21 protein-coding genes are annotated in these 19,797 nt (G+C 61.5%); 7 read left to right on the forward strand and 14 right to left on the reverse strand.

The genetic code is table 11. The features are described 5' to 3' along the window. Nucleotides 1-249: 249 nt before the first annotated feature. Genes RHP72_RS16335 through RHP72_RS16345 form a run of 3 tightly spaced genes read left to right on the forward strand, consistent with a single transcriptional unit; the run spans nt 250 to nt 4,732 of the window. On the forward strand, nt 250-1,074 hold the full coding sequence (locus tag RHP72_RS16335) for an FAD binding domain-containing protein (protein ID WP_311093600.1): 825 nt from the start codon (nt 250-252) through the stop codon (nt 1,072-1,074). Continuing rightward, nucleotides 1,071-3,764, forward strand: coding sequence for a molybdopterin-dependent oxidoreductase (locus RHP72_RS16340; RefSeq protein WP_054828039.1), 2,694 nt, complete (start codon nt 1,071-1,073; stop codon nt 3,762-3,764). The genes RHP72_RS16335 and RHP72_RS16340 overlap by 4 nt, the downstream gene beginning before the upstream one ends. Continuing rightward, nucleotides 3,761-4,732, forward strand: coding sequence for an antibiotic biosynthesis monooxygenase (locus tag RHP72_RS16345; RefSeq protein ID WP_311093601.1), 972 nt, complete (start codon nt 3,761-3,763; stop codon nt 4,730-4,732). The genes RHP72_RS16340 and RHP72_RS16345 overlap by 4 nt, the downstream gene beginning before the upstream one ends. An 85-nt stretch (nt 4,733-4,817) precedes the next feature. Here the strand turns inward: RHP72_RS16345 and RHP72_RS16350 are convergent, their stop codons facing one another. Together RHP72_RS16350 and RHP72_RS16355 are read right to left on the reverse strand one after the other, a co-directional pair. Beyond that, entirely contained in the window at nt 4,818-6,056 is a 1,239-nt protein-coding gene (locus tag RHP72_RS16350) for a DUF222 domain-containing protein (RefSeq protein ID WP_311093602.1), read from the reverse strand. A gap of 117 nt (nt 6,057-6,173) precedes the next feature. Further along, on the reverse strand, nt 6,174-9,278 hold the full coding sequence (locus RHP72_RS16355; protein WP_311094870.1) for a multicopper oxidase domain-containing protein: 3,105 nt from the start codon (nt 9,276-9,278) through the stop codon (nt 6,174-6,176). A gap of 317 nt (nt 9,279-9,595) precedes the next feature. Between RHP72_RS16355 and RHP72_RS16360 the strand changes: the two genes are divergently transcribed. Beyond that, entirely contained in the window at nt 9,596-10,207 is a 612-nt protein-coding gene (locus RHP72_RS16360) for a glyoxalase (RefSeq protein WP_021333651.1), read from the forward strand. Nucleotides 10,208-10,241: 34 nt separating this feature from the next. On the opposite strand, the gene RHP72_RS16365 is transcribed toward RHP72_RS16360, so the two are convergent. Together RHP72_RS16365 and RHP72_RS16370 are read right to left on the reverse strand one after the other, a co-directional pair. Continuing rightward, on the reverse strand, nt 10,242-11,255 hold the full coding sequence (locus RHP72_RS16365; protein WP_007732228.1) for a cation diffusion facilitator family transporter: 1,014 nt from the start codon (nt 11,253-11,255) through the stop codon (nt 10,242-10,244). Next, complete coding sequence (locus RHP72_RS16370) at nt 11,252-11,674, reverse strand: metalloregulator ArsR/SmtB family transcription factor (RefSeq protein ID WP_003942406.1); 423 nt, start codon at nt 11,672-11,674, stop codon at nt 11,252-11,254. Before RHP72_RS16370 ends, RHP72_RS16365 begins: the two co-directional genes overlap by 4 nt. A gap of 109 nt (nt 11,675-11,783) precedes the next feature. On the opposite strand from RHP72_RS16370, the gene RHP72_RS16375 reads away from it, so the two are divergent. After that, nucleotides 11,784-12,209, forward strand: a complete 426-nt coding sequence (locus RHP72_RS16375) for a nitroreductase/quinone reductase family protein (RefSeq protein WP_029255500.1) — start codon at nt 11,784-11,786, stop codon at nt 12,207-12,209. Between the two features lie 60 nt (nt 12,210-12,269). Here RHP72_RS16375 and RHP72_RS16380 read toward each other — a convergent pair whose 3' ends face one another. From RHP72_RS16380 to hisI, 4 genes are all read right to left on the reverse strand, one after another. Beyond that, complete coding sequence (locus tag RHP72_RS16380) at nt 12,270-12,656, reverse strand: DUF2784 domain-containing protein (RefSeq protein ID WP_003942402.1); 387 nt, start codon at nt 12,654-12,656, stop codon at nt 12,270-12,272. 73 nt (nt 12,657-12,729) lie between these two features. Continuing rightward, the gene (locus RHP72_RS16385) at nt 12,730-12,990 is read right to left on the reverse strand and encodes a hypothetical protein (RefSeq protein ID WP_228232681.1); all 261 of its coding nucleotides are present in this window, start codon (nt 12,988-12,990) and stop codon (nt 12,730-12,732) included. A gap of 62 nt (nt 12,991-13,052) precedes the next feature. Then, entirely contained in the window at nt 13,053-13,346 is a 294-nt protein-coding gene (locus RHP72_RS16390; RefSeq protein ID WP_042449548.1) for a DUF1905 domain-containing protein, read from the reverse strand. 6 nt (nt 13,347-13,352) lie between these two features. Next, nucleotides 13,353-13,700, reverse strand: a complete 348-nt coding sequence (hisI, locus tag RHP72_RS16395; protein ID WP_003942390.1) for a phosphoribosyl-AMP cyclohydrolase — start codon at nt 13,698-13,700, stop codon at nt 13,353-13,355. Between the two features lie 289 nt (nt 13,701-13,989). On the opposite strand from hisI, the gene RHP72_RS16400 reads away from it, so the two are divergent. Then, nucleotides 13,990-14,322, forward strand: a complete 333-nt coding sequence (locus RHP72_RS16400) for a universal stress protein (RefSeq protein ID WP_311094871.1) — start codon at nt 13,990-13,992, stop codon at nt 14,320-14,322. A gap of 21 nt (nt 14,323-14,343) precedes the next feature. Here the strand turns inward: RHP72_RS16400 and RHP72_RS16405 are convergent, their stop codons facing one another. Next, on the reverse strand, nt 14,344-15,825 hold the full coding sequence (locus RHP72_RS16405) for an NAD(P)/FAD-dependent oxidoreductase (RefSeq protein ID WP_166502356.1): 1,482 nt from the start codon (nt 15,823-15,825) through the stop codon (nt 14,344-14,346). Between the two features lie 104 nt (nt 15,826-15,929). Between RHP72_RS16405 and RHP72_RS16410 the strand changes: the two genes are divergently transcribed. Continuing rightward, complete coding sequence (locus RHP72_RS16410) at nt 15,930-16,547, forward strand: TetR/AcrR family transcriptional regulator (RefSeq protein ID WP_030537064.1); 618 nt, start codon at nt 15,930-15,932, stop codon at nt 16,545-16,547. On the opposite strand, the gene hisF is transcribed toward RHP72_RS16410, so the two are convergent. The 5 genes from hisF to hisH are packed head-to-tail and all read right to left on the reverse strand — an operon-like array spanning nt 16,544 to nt 19,794. Beyond that, complete coding sequence (gene hisF / locus RHP72_RS16415; RefSeq protein ID WP_003942380.1) at nt 16,544-17,317, reverse strand: imidazole glycerol phosphate synthase subunit HisF; 774 nt, start codon at nt 17,315-17,317, stop codon at nt 16,544-16,546. The two genes, RHP72_RS16410 and hisF, sit on opposite strands and share 4 nt — an antisense overlap. After that, nucleotides 17,314-18,147 (reverse strand): inositol monophosphatase family protein, encoded by an 834-nt coding sequence (locus RHP72_RS16420; RefSeq protein WP_003942414.1) that lies wholly within the window; start codon nt 18,145-18,147, stop codon nt 17,314-17,316. The genes hisF and RHP72_RS16420 overlap by 4 nt, the downstream gene beginning before the upstream one ends. A 9-nt stretch (nt 18,148-18,156) precedes the next feature. After that, nucleotides 18,157-18,891 (reverse strand): bifunctional 1-(5-phosphoribosyl)-5-((5-phosphoribosylamino)methylideneamino)imidazole-4-carboxamide isomerase/phosphoribosylanthranilate isomerase PriA, encoded by a 735-nt coding sequence (gene priA / locus RHP72_RS16425; RefSeq protein ID WP_003942371.1) that lies wholly within the window; start codon nt 18,889-18,891, stop codon nt 18,157-18,159. 19 nt (nt 18,892-18,910) lie between these two features. Then, complete coding sequence (locus RHP72_RS16430) at nt 18,911-19,162, reverse strand: hypothetical protein (RefSeq protein ID WP_042449550.1); 252 nt, start codon at nt 19,160-19,162, stop codon at nt 18,911-18,913. Beyond that, the gene (hisH, locus tag RHP72_RS16435) at nt 19,159-19,794 is read right to left on the reverse strand and encodes an imidazole glycerol phosphate synthase subunit HisH (RefSeq protein ID WP_003942389.1); all 636 of its coding nucleotides are present in this window, start codon (nt 19,792-19,794) and stop codon (nt 19,159-19,161) included. The genes RHP72_RS16430 and hisH overlap by 4 nt, the downstream gene beginning before the upstream one ends. Nucleotides 19,795-19,797 lie beyond the last annotated feature (3 nt).

The following is a 19,797-nucleotide window of genomic DNA, read 5'->3' on the forward strand; positions in this document are numbered from 1 at the left end:
CCCGCATGATCTCCGCGGCCGCCGAGTGCGTAGCCGCGTCCGAATCAACAGCGCGAAAGCAAGAGGCTGATCGCGCCTCTCAAGCAGTCGTACCCAGAATCGGCAAGCGCATGCACCGCCCCACCAGTCGATGTCACGTACGTATCGCTCATGTTTCGCGTGCCCGATATGTACTAAAAGTGTGAATGTGACTCGTCACCTCGGTAATGTCCCACTCCGAGAAGACACATCCCCGAGGGGAGCAGGCGCATGGACATCACCACCATTACCGACGTGATACGCCGACCACCGGATCGCCCAGGGGACGTGTGGCGTCCCGGCGACGCCTGGCTCGCGGGAGGAACGTGGCTGTTCTCAGCGGAACAACCCGACACCCGTCGACTCGTCGACCTCAACGCGCTCGGCTGGACATCACTGGAGGTCGGCGCGACTCATTTCGGTGTCGGGGCCACGTGCACCGTTGCCGAACTGTATGCGTTTGTCCCGCCGAACAATTGGCGTGCGAGCCCACTTATTCGCGTCAGCTGCGAGTACTTCCTCTCTTCCTTCAAGGTGTGGAATTCGGCAACCGTAGGCGGCAACATCTGTATGTCACTTCCAGCCGGACCGATGATCACCCTGGCAGTTGCACTCGAGGCTTCGTTCACACTATGGGCTACCGACGGAACAGTGAGGACCGTCGACGCGTGCGACTTCGTGACCGGTGACCATCAGAATGTCCTGGAGCCGGGCGAAGTCCTTCGGAGCATCGAGTTCCCGGTGCACTCACTCACCAAACGGCACGCCCACCGCCGCTTCAGTCTCACGCACCTCGGCCGTTCGACGATCTTCATGATCGCGACGCAGACTCCTGGCGCCGACGACTTTCACCTCACCATCACCGCCGGCACCACCCATCCGATCCGGCTGACGTTCGACGCGATGCCGGACGAGCACTCTCTGCGACGAGCCGTCGACTCCATTTCGGCCGACAGTTGGTTCGACGATCCCAACGGAACCCCCGACCACCGCCTCCACCTCGCCCGCCACTACGCCGACGAGCTCCGAAACGAACTCACGGGGAGCCAGTCATGAGCTACACGGTGAACGACCGGCAGTTCCACGAGGAGCCGTTCCCGGGACAGTGTCTCCGGACGTTTCTTCGGCACCTCGGACACCACGGAGTGAAGAAGGGATGCGACGGCGGGGACTGCGGGGCGTGCACAGTGTGGCTCGACGGAACACCGATACACAGCTGCATCACGCCCGCCTTTCGCGCCGACGGTCGCGCGGTAACCACGATCGAGGGACTCGGCACGCCCGAAGATCTCCATCCGATTCAGCAGCAGTTCCGGGATGCACCCGGCTTTCAGTGTGGGTTCTGCACCGCCGGGATGATCATGACCTCGGCGGCGCTCACCGACGCGCAGAAAGAAGACTTGCCGCGAGCGCTCAAGGGAAACCTGTGCCGCTGCACCGGTTACCGATCCATCGAAGACGCGGTCAACGGTGTCGGTGCTGTCGAAGTTGCCCTCCCGGGACAGGCCGTCGGAACCAGCGTCGGGGCGCCGGCGGCCACCGACGTGGTGACCGGCCGAGCCGAATACACTATGGACACCGCGATCGACGGCATGCTGCACCTGAAAGTGCTGCACTCGCCTCACGCACATGCCCGCATCACCTCCATCGACACCACCGAGGCGCTCGCCGTCCCCGGTGTCCATCGCGTCTACACCTGGAAAGACGTGCCGCGCAAGCTCTTCACCACGGCAATACATACCGACCACCTTGTCGATCCGGACGACACCTACATTCTCGACAACGTCGTGCGGTTCGTGGGTCAGCGTGTAGTGGCCGTCCTCGCCGACTCCGTCGTCGCTGCGGAAGAAGGCCGTCGGAAGGTGAAGGTCGATTACGAGATCCTGCCTTCCGTGTTCGATCCGGAAGAGGCCATGGCCGACGGCGCTCCAGCCCTGCACGGATCCGACGATCCCTTTGTTCGAGATCCCGAGCACAACATCCTGCTCGAACTTCACGGTCATGTGGGCGACGTCGAGGCAGGGTTCGCCGAGGCCGACGTCATCCACGAAGGCACCTACTTCTCGCCGCGGGTTCAGCACGCGCACCTCGAGACGCACGGTTCGATCTCCTGGATGGAAGACGGACGCCTTCACGTTCGCACAAGTTCGCAGTCCCCCTCCATCGCCAAGGTCAAACTCGCCCATCTCTTCGACCTCCGCCCGGATCAGCTACGCGTGTTCTGCAAACGCGTGGGCGGCGGGTTCGGAGGAAAACAGGAAGTGATCAGCGAGGATCTGGTGGCGCTCGCCACCCTCGACACCGGTCGTCCCGTCTGCCTCGAGTTCACCCGAGAAGAAGAGTTCACCACCGCGTCGCCGCGTCATCCGATGAAGCTCACGATCAAGCTCGGTGCCAAGTCGGACGGAACCCTCACAGCCTTTCAGTATCGCAACGTATCGAACACCGGTGCGTACGGAAACCACGGTGGAGAGACACTCTTTGCCGGCGGCGCGGCAGTATCGCTCTACCGCTGCGCCAACAAGAAGTTCGATGCGTATTCCGTGTACACCAATAACGTCCCGAGCGGCGCTCTGCGTGGGTACGGGATGACGCAACCGGCCTTTGCCGTGGAATCGGCCATGACCGAATTGGCCGTCGCGCTGAACATGGATCCGCTCGAACTGCGTCGACGCAATATCGTCCGACCGGGCGATTCGCTGATCGCACTCGAAGACGGCCCAGACGACGTGATCTTCACCGAAGACGGACTGGGGCAATGCATCGATCTGATCGACACCGCGTTGAAGCGGCAACAGGTTCCCTCGCTCGGAGACGATTGGCTGATCGGCACCGGTACCGCCAGTTCACTACATGAGACCGCGCCACCCACCGAGCACATTTCCGAGGCTTGGCTCACCCTCGGCGAAGACTGTGTATACGAACTTGCCATCGGCACAGTCGAATTCGGTGAGGGAACTTCTACGGCCCACGTGCAGATCGCCGCAAATCAGCTGGGCACAACTCCGTCGCGTGTACGAATCATTCAGTCGGACACCGACCGAACCGGTTTCGACACAGGCGCTTTCGCCAGCGCCGGCCTGTTTGTCGCTGGGAACGCGGTACTTCGCGCGTCGAATGCGCTCCGCGATCGCCTACTTGCCTTCGCCGCGCACCACACCGGCGTGTCGATTGACCAGTGCTCGATGGACGACGACAAGATCGTCTGCGGTAGTACTCGATTAACACTGCAAGAGATACTCGAGGCCGCACGCCCGCGCGGGATCCGATTCACCGAGGCGCGGAAGGCATACGGATCTCCGCGCAGCGTGGTGTCCAACACTCATGGCTTCCGGATTGCCGTCCATCGCATCACCGGCGAGATCCGCATTCTCTACAGCGTCCAAGCCACCGACGCTGGGGTGATCATCAATCCGGCGCAGGTGCGGGGACAGATCGAAGGTGGCGTCGCCCAGGGCATCGGCTTCGCACTCACCGAGAACTTCCACGTAGACGCAAACGGCGCGATGATGAACCCGAATCTACGTAACTACCGGATCCCGACATATGCAGATATCCCACGCACGGAGGTGATCCTCGTCGAGTCATCAGACTCCGTCGGTCCTCTCCGCTCCAAGGGCATGGCGGAGTGCTGCATCAATCCGGTTGCCCCTGCATTGGCGAACGCACTGCAGGATGCAACCGGGTCACGATTCCGGTCGCTACCGCTCACCCCGGAACGCATCTACACAGGCCTGAACCGATGACCGCGCACACGTCGGCGGACAGCGCCGCGACGGTCATCATCGGCCAGCGAGTGCGTGCCGGACTGGAGAAAGAATTCGAGGTATGGCAGAAAGATCTCAACCGGGCGGCCGCAGATTATGCAGGCTTCCTCGGGGCAGAAATCGCGGCTCCGACGCCCACCCAACCTGATTGGGTGATCGTGTACCGATTCGACTCCATCGCTCATGTTCAAGCGTGGATCAACAGCGCGACGAGGCAGGACTACCTCGACAGCGGTCGTCAGTTCTTCGACGGCCCGGCCACGCAGCAGGTAGTGAGCGGCGGGATCAGGCCTCCGGACCCACTGCTGACCGTCGTAGTGACGCACCGAGTCGGTGACGACAGCATCGACGAGTTCCTTGCCTGGCAGGACCGCCTTCGCGAGGTGGAGAGTGCTTTCGACGGATTCCGCGGCACCGAACTGTTTCGCCCCGTCGACGGTGTGCAGGATGAGTGGACCCTGCTGTACCGCTTCGACAATGCTGCCCATCTCGATACGTGGCTGACTTCCCCTGAGCGACAACAACTCCTCGCCGAGGGCCGCAAGTTTCACGACTTCGAACTGCGAACCGTGGACAATTCGTTCGGCAGTTGGTTTGCCTTCGACGAGAACGGAAACGAGGCCCCTCCACCTTCGGAGCCAAAAACCTCGATCGCGGTCTGGGTCGGTCTCTACCCGACTGTCGTCTTGCTTACTTTGGCGCTGTCACCGCTGAAGCTGCCACTCTGGCTCGGATTGTTGATCGGCAATCTGCTGTCGAGCTTCATCATGAGTTTCTTCACGATGCCGTACTACGTGAATCGACTCCTGCGCCGTTGGCTGCGTCCGCCTCCGGGGATTCCTGTCGCAAAAACCAACGCACAAGGGGTGGCAATCGTCGCCGCTGTGACCTTGTTCTGGGTTATCGTCTTCTACCTCGTGACTACTCAGTTCTGGTCGCTGCCCTGAACTCTCCGGAACACGAAAAGCCAGCGCATGTAACGGGGCATGATTCTTCCCCGGTGCGTACGCTGGCATTTTCAGTTATGTCCGTTCACGCGGCCGTTGGTGGGCTGTTCCCGCCGATCGGCTGCTGGAACGGATCGATCGACATCGGTGGATAGAACACCGATTTCCGATCCGGACCGATCTCCACCCGCCACTCCGTGTGATGCAGCGTCCGATGATGATGACCACACAACAGAACCAGGTTGTCGAGATCCGTTGGGCCACCATCACCCCAGTGAACAATATGATGAGCATCGCACCACCCCGACGGAGTCCCGCACCCCGGAAACGCACACCCACCATCACGAACCGCCAACGCCCGCCGCTGCGACACCGTCGCTGTTCGCGCTTCCTTACCGCAGTCGAGCGGAACACCACTCTCATCCAACAAAATCCGCGTGACCGTGCAGTCGCACGCCAACATCCGCGCGGTATCGATACTGATCGGGCCCACCCAATCCGCCCACGCGAAACCCAACTCCTCAGTGGACGGCAGTAGATCTTTCAACGCCTTGAGGTCTGTCATGTCTTTTGCACTGGCGGTGACCGTGATGTGCGGTTTCACCCCGCCCTCGAACGGACCCAACCCCGCCCGCTCGTACCGGCGCAACAACTCACAAAACCCATCCGCCCGCCGCAGCGCCGGCGTACGCGTGTCCTTGACCCCGTCCTTCTCCGGCGTCGGCGCCGACAGGCTCGACAACAACGTGATCAGACGCGCCCCGTTCACAGCATCCAAGTCACCCTTCACCGACACGCGCCCGTACAAACCTTTCGAGGCGTAGAACTCGTTACGCTCCGAATCCTCGCCGACCGGAACGCCGTCCTCGCGCTTGCCGTACTGCTTCTCGATCCGCCGGATCGCCGCCCGCACCGCATCACAATCCGCAATATTCTGCGACGCCAACCCCAACAGAATCCCGCGAGCCTTGTCCACATCCGCCAGGGTCATGTTCTTCGGCGGATGCTGACAAAACGACGCCACCTGACGGGCTTTCAACGCATCCACATCACCACGATGAAACGCATCCGCGACAACAGGTTCGAGCATCAACAACCGCGCCAACCCGACCAGCAGACTGCACTCACCGATCTCCAAATTCGTCGAACCATGCAACCACAGCGCGATCGCCCGAAAACCCTTCCCACCGAGAACCTCACGGGAAAACATCTCCACGATCAACAACACCATCCGCGACTGCAACTCGTGCCGGACACGCACCAGACCCAGAACCTCACCCTTGAGGCCCTCACCATCCAGCTGCCACGCTCCCCGACTGTCCATACCGAAAGTTTAATCGAACACACTTTCGATAACCAGAGACAAACCGGACAACTTCGAGAACAGGAAGGCTCGAGACACGTTGATATGAAACTACTTTCAGCAACTCTCAAAACCGGATCATCGGCCGCCGAGCGGCAGAACTCCCCCGCCGACGGGATAGGGCGGCAGCGTTCCCACAAGCGTCGGTGTCAATGTGGTCGCAGACGGATCGGCACGACCGAGAGTGAATTTCCGAACTTCGGCACCCGTTCCGTTGCTGCCGCTGACGAGGAGATCCGCGCCGGTAGTCGTGCTCGTCGTGGCCACTCCCACACCCGACTCTAGAGCGGTGAACGGGTCGAAAGCTGCAACCTCCCGAAATGCCACGTCCGTCGAATGGTGATCTGGACTCTCGAGGTACATCTCGGGTGCACCGTCGAGCCTGGATCCACTCGAGAAGACGCGGATTGATCCTTCTCCTCCGAGCATGCCTGCCACTATCGACTTTGCGCCGCCCTCGGCGCCGGCCACCCAACCCGTCGACAGAGACACCCCGTCGCGGTAGCCCTGATCGAATGCCAAGAACTGCGACGTCATTACAGGACCAGCCGTATGACCTGCGTGTTCATCGGAGCCGCCCTGCGCAGCCGCCGTCGGTTCGTACAGGTCGTAGCGGAACGTCTTGATCAACGGCTCCTCGCCCGCACCCGGTGCGGTCACGATGCTCGCTCGACCGGAGTGACTGTCAACCATTCCGGTTGCGAACGTGACTCCGCTACTCGATCCCGGGTACGGCGAGAACGAACCGAATTCTGCGGGTGCGGACCTCTTGTCCGCCGGAAGGTCGGTGGAGTAAATCTTGACCTGCGACTCCATCCCTGGGCCCGAGGCAACGATGATGTTGTCCGCCAGTGCGTTTCCGTCGATATCGACGCCGCCGATGTTCACTCCGCCACGAAAACCCACATCGAAGGGGGCAAATCTTGCCAACTCGTCGGTGAACGGCACGCCGCCGACTGCGTTGTACGCCACCACTTCCGGAGCCGAGCCTGCACCTGTTCCAGCGACCAGATCAAGCACCATGTCTCCGTTCACGTCCGCCATCGCAACACTCGGGGTGCCTTCGAACGACGGGAAGGGCGTCACAGCAGTGATCAGTTTGTCGCCGTTGGCATCGAATATCTGCACCTTGGCGGGCACGCCGGCCGAACCAGGTATCGCGACGGCATATGTCGATACCTCGGGAATCACGTTGACAGTCGCCATCAAACCGTTGTCCTCGTGATTGAGTCGGTGGCAGTGAATCACAAAGGTTCCGGTGTACTCGGTGAACTTCGTTCGCAACGTCACTGACGCAGGCTCGAGAGCATTCTCATTCTCGTCAGTCACCGGAGCGGGCACGTTCACGTTGTCGATTCCCCAGGGCTGAACGCCCGTCGTGGTACCTGCGACGGGATCCACAACTTCCGTTACCTGGAAGTCGTTGACGTGAATATGCATCGGGTGTTCGTCGTTGTTGAGGTTCGTGATCTTCCATTCCTCAACGGAATTCAGTCGCGGTTGAATCAGCGGAATGTTGGGGAACGTGTTGTCGGCGAATTCGTAGGTGAAGGCCTTCGGATCGCTGTTGCTGGCCTTCTCGTTTCCGAACCCACCGGACACTGTGAGATTGCGGGTCACGTCGGGCGTCATCGCTGCGGTATCCACGAACGAGGTGTAGGTATCGAGCTTCTGTCCGAACTCGAAGGGAGTCGTCTTTCCTTCACCCTCGTCTGGCGTCGCACGGATCAACTGCTGAGTCGGGAACGTGAAGAATCCGTCCGCGTAACTGATCACCGACGGGTCGACGGTGACGGTTCCGAGTTCGGCGGGCGGATTGTCGGTACCGTTGTTGGTGTAGAGAATGCCTGGATTGCTCACCGGCTTTGCACCTTCGAGCGGTGGCATCTCCAGCACCAGATCGCCGGACTCCGGCATCGTCACTGCGATTGCGTATCGCGAGGCCGGCGGAATCACCAGCCTGGTTCCGTCCCCATCCACGGGTGGCCTGACCTCGTCGAACGGGTTTCCGTCCTGCCCTACGATGGCGAACTTCGGATGGGCGCCGGTTGCGGTTTCCGTCAACGTGACCGGCATGTAGGCAAAGTCGCTGATGTTGGCAAGCACCCAGATCTCGGTCTGCCCCGGCTTCAGTTTCAGCGACGGCTGGAACTGACCGTTCACGGTGTACTGCACATCGCGTTGGTTGTCCGGCAGTGAGGGATCGGCCGGTACAGTCGTCGATTCACCCACAAAGCTCTGCAGATTGCCTGGAACGAATTGATTCTGTCCACGATGATTGGCCGGGGACAACGGTCCGGTATACCAGTTGGTGAAATACTGCGCGCCCTCGGTGGTGTCCGAGAAATTCACCGGAGCAAGGCTCGGACGGTACGTCCCGTCGGCTAGTTCCGTACCGGCGGGTGGCGTCAACGTACTGACGAATTGGGGCCAGTTCGCGTCGTTGAGCTGTCGGCCCTTTCCTTTGCGGTCGAATACGAAGTTGTACTGCAGTGCCATATCGCGAATCGGAACGTCGTTTGCCGTCACGACAGGCAGATTGCCGTCCGGCCGGCCGATTTCCAGTAGCCCGGCCAGGCCCATGTACGTCTGCTGGGCGGTGAGGGTGTGCCGGTGACTGTGATACCAGTACAGACCGTTCGGCATCGTCCCCGGAATCGCGTAGTCGTACACGTTTCCCTGGCCGGCGGGAATGTTGAGCAACACGTTGTCCGCATTGCCGTCCGGACTCACGTGCACTCCGTGCGTGTGCAGATTCAGCGGAGCCGACGTCAGCGCCGGCGGATAGATCGGCACGTCCCCGCCCGCCGGTGTGAATGCCGGATCGTAGAAGTCCTGGATCGTGAGATCTTGCAAATCGTTGTCGTAATGAATGATCAATCGCTCTCCGGGATTGACGCGGAGAGTCGGCGCCGGATAGACGTCACTCGCCGAGGTCGATCCGTCCGACGCCGTACCGCGGATGACCTCGTACCCGAAGAGCAGAAAATTCGACACGGGCGCCGAAGCGGTATCGAGCGGAATCACTCCCTGATGAGCGGACAAGCGCACCTCGAGAACACCATCTCGGCTACTCAGTTTCACCGGCTCCCGATAGTCGACGGCGGTTCCGCCAGAGCCGTAATTGCCGCCCACCTCGGGCGCCGATTCACCGGAGGTACACGCGGCCAACGCCATAGTCATGGACACCACTACTGCTGCGGCTAACGACTTTCCTCGCAGTGTGATCACTGGTTTCCCCGTTCCATGGTGGCGTGAGGTACGTCCGATCAGCGCTCACCAGCCTATCGAGAAAACATCGGCTGAACAGGATATTCACGACAAATCGCCCACCTAAGGCCTGCGTGAGTGCTGCACCTTGCAAGCAGTCTCAGCAAACCGATCAGAAATCGAGAAGCACAGCCACGAGACCCGCAATTACGTTGAAACACATGAACACACCACAGAAGTCCACTTCCGACCACACGTCGCCAATCCACACATCAGCAGGGAACGCCCAGATGACCACCGCGAAATCCGTGATACTCGACGTTCCCGACCTCGCGGCAGCCGAAGCCTTCTACAACGCTCTCGGCGTCGGAGATCGAATCCAGCTACGCGAATCGAACGAACCGACAACAGGGTTTCGTGGGTACACCCTTTCGCTCGTCGTCTCCCAACCGAACATCGTCGACGCCTTCGTCGGCGCAGCACTCGCAGCCGGTGCCACCGCCTTGAAGCCTGTCAAGAAATCCCTCTGGGGATACGGCGGAGTCGTCCAGGCTCCAGACGGTTCGATCTGGAAGATCGCCACGTCGTCGAAGAAGAACGACGGGCCGGCCACCCGCACGATCGACAGCCTCGTGCTGCTGCTCGGCGCCGAAGACGTCAAGGCCAGCAAGCAGTTCTACCTCGACCGCGGACTCGAGGTGTCCAAGAGCTTCGGTCGCAAGTACGTCGAATTCACCAGTGCAGCAAACAATGTGACACTCGCACTGTATGGTCGCCGCGCTTTGGCGAAGGATGCCGGGGTTGCTCCGGAAGGCACCGGATCACACCGTCTGACCGTTGCCGGCGCGTCTGAAACCTTCACAGACCCAGACGGTTTCGCCTGGGAAGCCGCCTGCGCTTGACATCAAGCACAGATCACCGGGAAGGCGGCCGGTATCAGACTTCGGAGTTGGCCGCGTCATGCGCCGGGTACGCATGCACCAAGGCAGTAGCGAGTTTGGGCACCGCGTGAGTGAGCGAATGCTCGGCGCTGTGTGCAATCGCATGAGCTTCGGCAAGTGTTGCCCGGGGATCGATGTCGAGTTCTGCATCGGCATGCAGTCGGTGTCCGATCCACCGCATCTTCAGATCACGAACACCGAGGACTCCAGGTTCGTGCATCAATGCATGCTCTGCGTCGTCCACCAACTCAGGTTCGACGCCGTCCATCAACCTCCGGAAGACGTCTCGCGCTGCAGTCCTGAGCACCGCCACGATGGCAACGGTGATGACAAGGCCGATGATCGGATCTGCCAACGGGAAACCCAGCGCAACTCCCCCCGCCCCCAGAAGGACTGCGAGCGAAGTGAATCCGTCGGTCCGAGCATGCAATCCATCGGCCACCAGGGCCGCTGAACCGATTTGCCTGCCGACCCTGATCCGATACAACGCCACCAATTCGTTTCCGATGAAACCGATCAAACCTGCCGCCGCTACCCAACCGAGGTGCTCGATCTCGACCGGGTTGATCAATCGCCTCACCGCCTCGACACCGGCGATCACTGCCGACAGTGCGATCATGGCGAGCACGAACAGTCCGGCCAAATCCTCCGCACGCCCGAAACCATAGGTATAGCGCCTGGTCGCAGCGCGCCGACCGAGCGCGAAGGCAATCCAGAGTGGGACTGCCGTGAGCGCGTCGGAGAAGTTGTGAATGGTGTCCGCCAGCAGCGCCACCGAACCCGAGATCGCCACGATCGCAACCTGAGCAACTGCGGTGACTCCGAGCGCGACAAGACTGATCTTGACCGCCCGGATGCCGATTGCGCTCGATTCCAATGCGTCGTCGACACTGTCGGCAGCGTCGTGACTGTGCGGCGAGAACACTTCGCGGACTGCCGATCGAAATCCCTTCGGCCCGTGGCCATGGGTGTGGCCGTGGCCGTGGGACGTCTTGGGTTCGTGCGTCACGACGCACCTTCTTCTTGATCGGTCCGATCGACGTTCGCCGAGCGCTCCGGGTGTATCTCCCGAAGCTCACCTTCACTACGGTGATGCCCCGGCAATCCGGGTCCGGCATGCTCCGCATTGAAGACCGCGTCCGTAACCAGTTGGCGCACATGGTCGTTCTCCAGGCGATAGAACACCGTCGTACCATCGCGGCGGGTTCGTACCAACCTTGCCATGCGCAATTTCGCCAGGTGCTGCGACACCGAGGGCGCCGGCTTGCCGACGCGTTCCGCCAGTTCGTTCACCGAGCACTCGCGGTCGACCAATGCCCACAAGACCTGCACACGGGTTGCGTCGGCCAGCATGCGGAACACCTCGACGACGAGGTCGACTTGATCATCGGGAAGCTTGCGGCGACAAACACCACTATCTGCGTTCATACGTAGATAGTAGATCATGCTGGACGCCGAAGATGACCTCTCGTCGATTCACCAGTTGTGCAAAGCTTGGCGGCAGAGCCCTTCGCCACTCGTAGACCGGGAGACAACGATGAGTACCGACGATTGGAACGCAGGAATCATTGCGGAATTTCGGGAGAACGAGGGCAAGGTAGGTGGCCCCTTCGAAGGTGCGCCCATGGTGTTGGTCCACCACACAGGACGCAAATCCGGACGCGATTTCGTGAGTCCCATGATGTATCTGGCAGACGAGCAGGATCCGAAGACCATCTACGTTTTTGCATCCAAGGCCGGTGCCCCGACCAATCCCGACTGGTACTACAACCTCGTTGCCACCGACCAGGCAGAGGTCGAGATCGGCACCGAAACATACCCGGTCTCCGTCAGCGAAGTAACCGGCGAGAAGCGTGACCGCATCTACGACGAGCAGGCCAGTCGATACCCGGGATTTGCCGAATACGCGGAGAAGACCGCTGGGATCCGCACAATCCCGGTGGTAGCCCTGACTCGCGCGTAAATCCTGGTAGCACCTCCCAGTCGTTTCCATTCAGAAACGGCTGGGATCGTTTGTACGGAATCAGGTCGCTGAAGAGGCTTTGACCTCACCCTTCGCATGCCGTCCGAGCAGCACGTATCCGACCCAGGATCCGACAACCACTGTCGCCGCGAGCGCCTGTACAAGGCCTTCGATACTCGCCGGATAGAACACGCCGGTGATGTAGTGCGAGATGAATCCGGTGGACGGCAACTCCGCGATCCCGGCCATCCGGCGGGCCCAGTTCTCGAGATTGGTCAGCGGGCAGTCATATCCGACCGCTATCGAACCGGCTCCCCAGACGACTGCAAGTAGGTGGAAACCGATGGTACGACGCCACTTCCACGCCACGAACCCACCCAGCACCACATAGAGGACGAACCCGAAGTGAACGAACACCGTTACTACTTCGATGAGCCGATACACCATCGTCGTCTCCGCTCGTGGCGCGGAAGTCCCGCAACAACCAGACTAATCCGATGTTAGTCCTCGTAGAGGTGATCTACCCGGTGTATGCAGCGGTCGTGCGAGCAGCGGCGGCTGCAGCCGCATCCGGGTCGTCGCCCGATGCGATCGCAGCTTCGGCCCACAGTTCACTGCTTCCCGCGATGAATGCCTTGGCCTCGTCGCTCGCCGACCACTCGGGTGTCTCGAGTGGCGTCGCGATCCCCAGTTCCACGTGTCGAGCCAACCCGAGCAGTCCCATGTCCCACCCGACACCGACGGCACCTGGACCGTACTCGGCCCACCGATCCGGCGCCACGTCCGCGGCGTGTGCGAAGTCGAACAGAATTGCACGACGGCGCTCCTTGGTTCGGGAAAACTTCAGCTCAGGCGCTGCTGTAGATGTACCGCTACCTCTTCTCCAGCGGCGCTCTTGCCGATCGCCTTGCACAGCGCCACGCGCAGCGGAAGCCAGTGCGGTCCGTCGCCGGAGGGCATCAGCGTCGCCTCGAAGGGATGCTCACCATCGAGGGTTCCGAGCACCTTCACAGCGCGTCTGGTTCCCAGAAGTTCCGCCGAGCCGGGCACGGTCAAGAATGTTGCGAACGCACCGTCTTTCTCGATGGGAGCGGTGAACGAGTAATCGAGCGGTTGTGGAGTCTTGTCAGTGGCCATCTCGCGTCACTGCTCAGCAGCGAGCAGGACGTCGGTGTCGAAACACGTGTGAGTGCCGGTGTGGCACGCGGCGCCCTCCTGATCGACGATCAGCAAGACGGAATCGCCGTCACAGTCGAGGCGCACCTCGTGCACGTACTGGGTGTGCCCCGACGTCTCACCCTTGACCCAGTACTGCTGCCGCGAGCGCGAATAGTACGTCCCCTTACGGGTTTCCAGTGTTCGCGCGAGCGCTTCGTCGTCCATCCACGCGACCATCAGCACATCACCGGTCGACTTCTCCTGCGCAACCGCGCTGAACAGTCCGGCGTCGTTTCGCTTCAGCTTCGCCGCGATTGCGGGATCAAGACTCATATGACGTTTATACCTTCCACCTGTGACTTCCGTGGAATTCCCCTGCACGGCCGCCCTAGAATGGAAGTTCCTTCGCTTCTCGCTCTGGAAGAAGATCCGACATGAACCATCAGCATCATGACGGTCCGCACCCGGAGTACATCTGCCATCTCGCGAACCCGAGTACCGATCGCGTCCGAACCCGCCACGTCGTTCTCGGCATCGGCCCAGGTGCTACCAGCAAGAATGTACTCAGCTACGCACTGACGCTTGCCGCCAAGGGGATTCAGCCCTCCACGTCGTTCACTGCATCACGTCAGAGGACCTACCTGTCGAAACCGACTCACCAGAATTCGAAACGCGTCTGCACGACGAGATGGTGTCGCAACGCGAGCAGACAACCTCGGCACTTGCCTCGCACGCCGACACCTGGACGTACGACTGCACCTATGGAGACCCGGCCGGTGTCATTCTCGCAACCGCGGACAAATACGACGCATTTACCATCGTGATCGGATCTCCGCGAAAAGGCGCTGCCTCCGCGGTGAGCCGACTGATGCACATCTCGGTCACTTCCCGACTGAACCGGCAGAACCGTTATCCCGTGATATCGGTTCCGACCGGAGTCAGCTCGGCAAGATAGCCGAACGCGGGACAAGCCCGCCTAGATGATCGAATAGTCCTCGAGCGGAAAGCGTTTCGCTTCGACGAACGCATTCCGTGTAGACGTGGGCCGCAGAATCGCAGCCTCGCCGTGCTGATTGAAGTAATAGCTTCGTGCAGTCTGGCAACTACCGCCGTAGAAGACGGAGTCCGCCAGGTTCTCGGTCATCCGGTCGAGGAACTCGGCGTTGGCAGTTTCGGTGACCTCGAATGTTTCCGCGCCGCGCCGTTTCACCTCGCCGAACAGTCGATCCATGTGCTGCATCTGGGATTCGATCGTCGTGAAGTAGGACAACCCGCTGTACGAGTACGGACTGGCGAGCGTGAGGAAGTTGGGGAAATACGGAACCGCGACCCCTTCGTAGGCCTGGAAACGGTTGTCGCGCCACCACTTACCGAGGTTTCGTCCCTCGCGACCGATAACCTCGATGGCTGGAAAGTTCACATCCCAGAGGTTGAATCCCGTTGCCAGCACCAAGGTGTCGATCTCGGTCTTGCGACCGTCGGCGGTGACGATTCCGTCGGCAGCGATGTGGTCGATCGGCGTCGTTTCGAGATGCACGTTGTCCTTGGTGAACGTACGGAAGTAGCTGTTGGAAAATGTGGGACGCTTGCACCCGAAGTCGTAGTCCGGTGTGAGTTGTTTGCGAAGGCTGGCGTCGCTGACCTGGGACCGCAGAAACGCACGTGATGCGGCCGCCGCACCCTTGTTCAACAGTTTGACCTGCTTGTAGTGCAGGACCGCGCTGACCATGATCATTTCTAGGATCGACGAACTGACAGCGCGCGCGATTCGCTGGGTGAGCGGAATACGCGAGAACAGCTTCTGCACTGCATTCGGAATGGGGACGTCGATCTTGGGAACCACCCAGATCGGGGTGCGTTGGTAGACGGTCAACTCTGCGGCCTGACGCGCCACCTCGGGGATCAACTGCACAGCGGTGGCGCCGGTTCCGATGATTGCGGTCTTGGTGCCGGACAGATCGTAGGAATCGTCCCAGGCCGTGGTGTGGATGATCTTGCCGGCGAAGTCGTCGATACCGGAGATGTCGGGCCGATGCGGTTGCGAGAGGAAACCCGTCGCAGTCAGGAGGTACTTGGCAGTGATGTCCGGCGCGCCTTCGACGGATACGACCCAGTGCGAGCAATCCTCGTCCCAGCGGGCTCCGTTGACCACGGCACCGAACGTCATGTGCTTCCGCAGATCGTACTTGTCCGCGACGTGATCGGCGTACTTCTTCAGTTCCGCGCCCGGTGCGAAAAGCCTGGACCAGTTCGGATTGGGCTCGAACGAATACGAGTAGGTGACCGACGCGATGTCGACAGCCAGACCGGGATAGCGGTTGACGTGCCAGGTTCCACCCAGATCGTCCTCGCGCTCGAGGATCGCCAGGTTGTTCAGGCCCAGCCGCTTGAGTTGAATGGCCGCACCCATTCCGCCGAAGCCCGCCCCCACTACTACTGCGTCGTACTGCACTGCCATCGGAGAATCCCTCTCGTGAACTGCACATCAGAAAAACTGCACATCAGAAACTGACACGTCATTCCGTTATTGAGAACGGTATCATTCCTGATGTGACGAAGGCCATGACCAGAGCGGAACGAAAAAAGGCGGAATTGCGCCGCGAGATCATCGACGCATCATTCGAGTGCTTCGCCCAGCGCGGCTATCACGCAACCGGAATTGCCGACATCGCAACAACTCTCGGAATCGGCCATGGGACCTTCTACCGGTACTTCGAGAACAAGCGCGACATCATCGATCACGTCATCGACGACCTCGTCGCAAAGATCATCAGCGCACTGGCCACCGAGAATGCTCCCGACGCCGCCAGCACACTGGACGAGTACCGCGCCCAAGTGGGACGGATCGCCGAGGCGCTCCCCCGCATCTTCTTCGACGACCCCCGCATCCCGCGGGTTCTGCTGTTCGAGACGACGGGCGTCGACGCCGATCTGACGGGCCGGATGCTCGATCTACTCGACCAGTCGGCATCGTTGACCGCGGCGTACCTGCACCACGGAGTCGAATGCGGCTATCTACGCGCCGACCTCGATGTCGACAACACTGCCCACGCCGTCAACGGCATGATGCTGGCAAGTGCGATTCAAGGATTGCGAGCCGGTTCGTCCGTCGACTGCACGGCGTTGAACCAAGCCATCAGCCGCCTCATGTTCGACGGAATCCGCGCCGAGAACGCCTAGCGAACGACGATTCCCTCGGCACGCATCGCATCCTTGACCTCCGGGATGCTCAGATCGCCGAAGTGGAAGACACTTGCTGCGAGAACTGCGTCTGCGCCCGCTTCGACTGCAGGGGCAAAGTGCTCGACCAGGCCGGCACCGCCACTGGCGATCACCGGTACGTGGACTGCCGCCCGGACAGCGCGGATCATCAGAAGGTCGAAGCCCGCTTTGGTGCCGTCGGCATCCATCGAGTTGAGCAGGATCTCCCCCACTCCCAACTCTGCACCACGCTCGGCCCACTCGACAGCGTCGATCCCGGTGCCGCGCTTGCCCCCGTGCGTCGTGACCTCCCACCCCGACGGTGTGTCCGGCTGCCCCTGGGGAACGGTGCGGGCATCGACCGAGAGGACGATGCACTGCGAGCCGAAACGCTCACTCAGTTCCTTCAGCAGTTCCGGGCGCGCAATCGCCGCGGTGTTCACGCTGACCTTGTCGGCACCGGCACGCAGCAGACGATCGACATCCGCGACCGTGCGCACTCCACCGCCGACGGTCAGAGGAATGAAAACCTGCTCGGCAGTGCGACTTACGACGTCGAGCATCGTGCCGCGATCCGACGTGGAGGCGGTCACGTCCAGGAAGGTCAGTTCGTCGGCGCCCTGAGCGTCGTACGCTGCCGCGAGTTCCACCGGATCTCCGGCGTCGCGAAGATTCTCGAAATTGACACCCTTGACCACTCGCCCGGCGTCGACGTCGAGGCACGGAATCACACGAACTGCGAGGGTCATGACTGTGGTCCTCCTGAGGACGAAGCGCGCGGATCACCGAGCGCGTTGAGGATATCGAGAATCTCACCGTGGATGCCCGGAGCGGCAGCGAGCACCGACTCCGATTCTACGGTCCACGGGCGGCCGGCCAGGTCGGTGACCACCCCGCCCGCACCGCGAACGAGCGCGACCCCGGCCGCGTTGTCCCACGCGTTGCGGCCGTAGACGATCGCACCGCCCAGGATGCCGGCCGCGGTGAAGGCCAGATCGACTCCGGTTGAACCGTGTATCCGGATCCGCGAGGACACCTTGCTGATCTCGGCGAGGAGGTCGAGACGGAAACTGCCGGGGATCCGCCCTCGACTGTTGACGTTGAGCGCACCCAAGCCGACGATCGACGACGCCAGATCGGTTGGCTCCAGCGGCGGTACGGCGATTCCATTGACCAACAACGGACCGCCGGCGCGAGTCGCGTACGTGTGACCGATCAATGGAAGCCAGGTCAATCCGAGCACCGGGACACCGTCGTCGAGAAGCGCCAACAACGTTCCGGCAGTGGGCAATCCGGCCGAGTAGTTGAAAGTACCGTCAACGGGGTCGAGAACCCAGACGAGCCCGGAACCGACGTCGGGACCGCCGAATTCCTCGCCGTGCACCTCGATGCCGGTCTGCTCGAACAACTCCGCGGTCAACCGCTTCTCGAGCGCAAGATCGACCTCGGTGGCAAAATCACCCCAGCCCTTGCGGACCGCACTCGGGGCGCCGACACCGGAGACGAACTGATCGTGGACGCCGTCGAGAAGCCGACCCGCAATCGCGAGAAGTTCGTCGAGGTCACGCGTCGGAGTCATCTGGAAAATCTATCCGGAAACTGCTGCCAGTGCTTCGGGGAGAGTGAAGCGACCGGCATACAATGCCTTGCCCACGATCGCGCCCTCGACACCCTGATCAACCAGGCTGGAAATGGCGAGTAGATCCTCGATGGTCGACACACCACCGGAGGCGACGACGTGCGCGTCGGTGACCGCGCAGACCTGGCTGAGAAGTTCGAGATTGGGACCGGTCAGGGTGCCGTCCTTGGAGACGTCGGTGACGACGTAACGAGTGCAGCCGTCACGGTCCAGACGCGCGAGGGTCTCCCACAGATCGCCGCCGTCGGTGACCCAGCCGCGACCACGGGTGCGGTACTGACCGTCGACGAGACGAACATCGAGGCCGACAGCGATCTTGTCGCCGTACTTGGCCAATGCACGCGCGCACCACTCGGGATCCTCGATAGCGGCAGTACCGAGATTCACGCGAGCACAGCCGGTGGCCAGTGCGGCTTCCAGGGAAGCGTCGTCGCGGATTCCACCGGACAGTTCCACCTTGACCGTCAGGTCGCCGATGACGCCGGCCAACAGTTCACTGTTGGACCCACGCCCGAAAGCAGCGTCGAGGTCGACAAGATGCACCCATTCGGCACCGTCGTTCTGCCACGCAAGAGCAGCGTCGCGGGGCGACCCGTAACCGGTCTCACTTCCCGCCTCTCCTTGCACGAGGCGAACAGCTTCACCGTTGACGACATCTACAGCAGGCAAAAGGACCAGGCTCACGTGCGGTAACCCTAGTAGGTCAGGACCTCGAACCGTCTTCCGGGTCACCGAACGCTTTTCGGGTCATCCGCTTGGATACGACGCCCATTGCCGCAATCGCAGCGACGACCCCCACGAGACCGATCACGAGGCCGACGCCCGGCGATGGTTTGAGAACAACGATGACGACGGTTGCGACCGCCAGCGCAGCCACAGCGGCGCCGAGCGAGAACAACGCCAGACGGGCGAGGGAGAAATCGTCACCGCGGTTCGGTCCGGATCCCCCGGTCACAAACTCTGCACCCAGTTGCTCAGCAACTCGGCGCCTGCGTCACCGGATTTCTCGGGGTGGAACTGCGTTGCCGACAACGCACCGTTCTCGACGGCAGCGAGGAACTTTCCGCCGTGATCGGCCCATGTCAGCTTCGGGGGTGCAATGTGCTCGGACGGCGCGAGCTCCCAACTCTGCACACCGTAGGAGTGGACGAAGTAGAAGCGGGTATCGGCGTCTATGCCCTTGAACAGGGTGCTGGACTCCGGCGCCTCCACGGTGTTCCAGCCCATGTGCGGCAAAACCTCTGCTTGCAGCCTCTCGACGGTGCCGGGCCATTCGCCACAGCCCTCCGCCTCGACACCGAATTCGACTCCCCGGTCGAACAGAATCTGCATGCCGACGCAGATGCCCAGCACCGGTCGGCCACCGGCCAGGCGTCTGCCGATGATTCGGTCACCCTGCACTGCACGCAGACCTTCCATGCAGGCCGCGAACGCGCCGACGCCGGGCACCACGAGACCGTCGGCCGCCAGTGCAACCTTCATGTCGTTGGTCACCTCCACCTGCGCCCCGGTGCGCGCCAGTGCGCGAGTGGCCGAATGCAGGTTGCCGGAGCCGTAATCGAGTACAGCAATCGTGGAAGCGCTCATGCC

Source organism: Rhodococcus sp. SG20037 (assembly GCF_031763325.1).
GTDB classification, from domain to species: domain Bacteria; phylum Actinomycetota; class Actinomycetes; order Mycobacteriales; family Mycobacteriaceae; genus Rhodococcus_F; species Rhodococcus_F qingshengii.

Bases quoted from the DNA above. Each gene is read 5' to 3' on its own strand.
- hisI (WP_003942390.1), bottom strand. From the start codon at position 13,700: ATGAGTCTTGATCCCGCAATCGCGGCGAAGCTGAAGCGAAACGACGCC.
- RHP72_RS16350 (WP_311093602.1), bottom strand. From the start codon at position 6,056: ATGGACAGTCGGGGAGCGTGGCAGCTGGATGGTGAGGGCCTCAAGGGT.
- RHP72_RS16360 (WP_021333651.1), top strand. From the start codon at position 9,596: ATGACCACCGCGAAATCCGTGATACTCGACGTTCCCGACCTCGCGGCA.
- RHP72_RS16390 (WP_042449548.1), bottom strand. From the start codon at position 13,346: ATGGCCACTGACAAGACTCCACAACCGCTCGATTACTCGTTCACCGCT.
- hisF (WP_003942380.1), bottom strand. From the start codon at position 17,317: ATGACCCTCGCAGTTCGTGTGATTCCGTGCCTCGACGTCGACGCCGGG.
- RHP72_RS16420 (WP_003942414.1), bottom strand. From the start codon at position 18,147: ATGACTCCGACGCGTGACCTCGACGAACTTCTCGCGATTGCGGGTCGG.
- RHP72_RS16335 (WP_311093600.1), top strand. From the start codon at position 250: ATGGACATCACCACCATTACCGACGTGATACGCCGACCACCGGATCGC.
- hisH (WP_003942389.1), bottom strand. From the start codon at position 19,794: ATGAGCGCTTCCACGATTGCTGTACTCGATTACGGCTCCGGCAACCTG.
- RHP72_RS16410 (WP_030537064.1), top strand. From the start codon at position 15,930: ATGACCAGAGCGGAACGAAAAAAGGCGGAATTGCGCCGCGAGATCATC.
- RHP72_RS16355 (WP_311094870.1), bottom strand. From the start codon at position 9,278: ATGACTATGGCGTTGGCCGCGTGTACCTCCGGTGAATCGGCGCCCGAG.
- RHP72_RS16380 (WP_003942402.1), bottom strand. From the start codon at position 12,656: ATGGTGTATCGGCTCATCGAAGTAGTAACGGTGTTCGTTCACTTCGGG.
- RHP72_RS16405 (WP_166502356.1), bottom strand. From the start codon at position 15,825: ATGGCAGTGCAGTACGACGCAGTAGTAGTGGGGGCGGGCTTCGGCGGA.
- RHP72_RS16345 (WP_311093601.1), top strand. From the start codon at position 3,761: ATGACCGCGCACACGTCGGCGGACAGCGCCGCGACGGTCATCATCGGC.
- RHP72_RS16370 (WP_003942406.1), bottom strand. From the start codon at position 11,674: ATGAACGCAGATAGTGGTGTTTGTCGCCGCAAGCTTCCCGATGATCAA.
- RHP72_RS16340 (WP_054828039.1), top strand. From the start codon at position 1,071: ATGAGCTACACGGTGAACGACCGGCAGTTCCACGAGGAGCCGTTCCCG.
- RHP72_RS16375 (WP_029255500.1), top strand. From the start codon at position 11,784: ATGAGTACCGACGATTGGAACGCAGGAATCATTGCGGAATTTCGGGAG.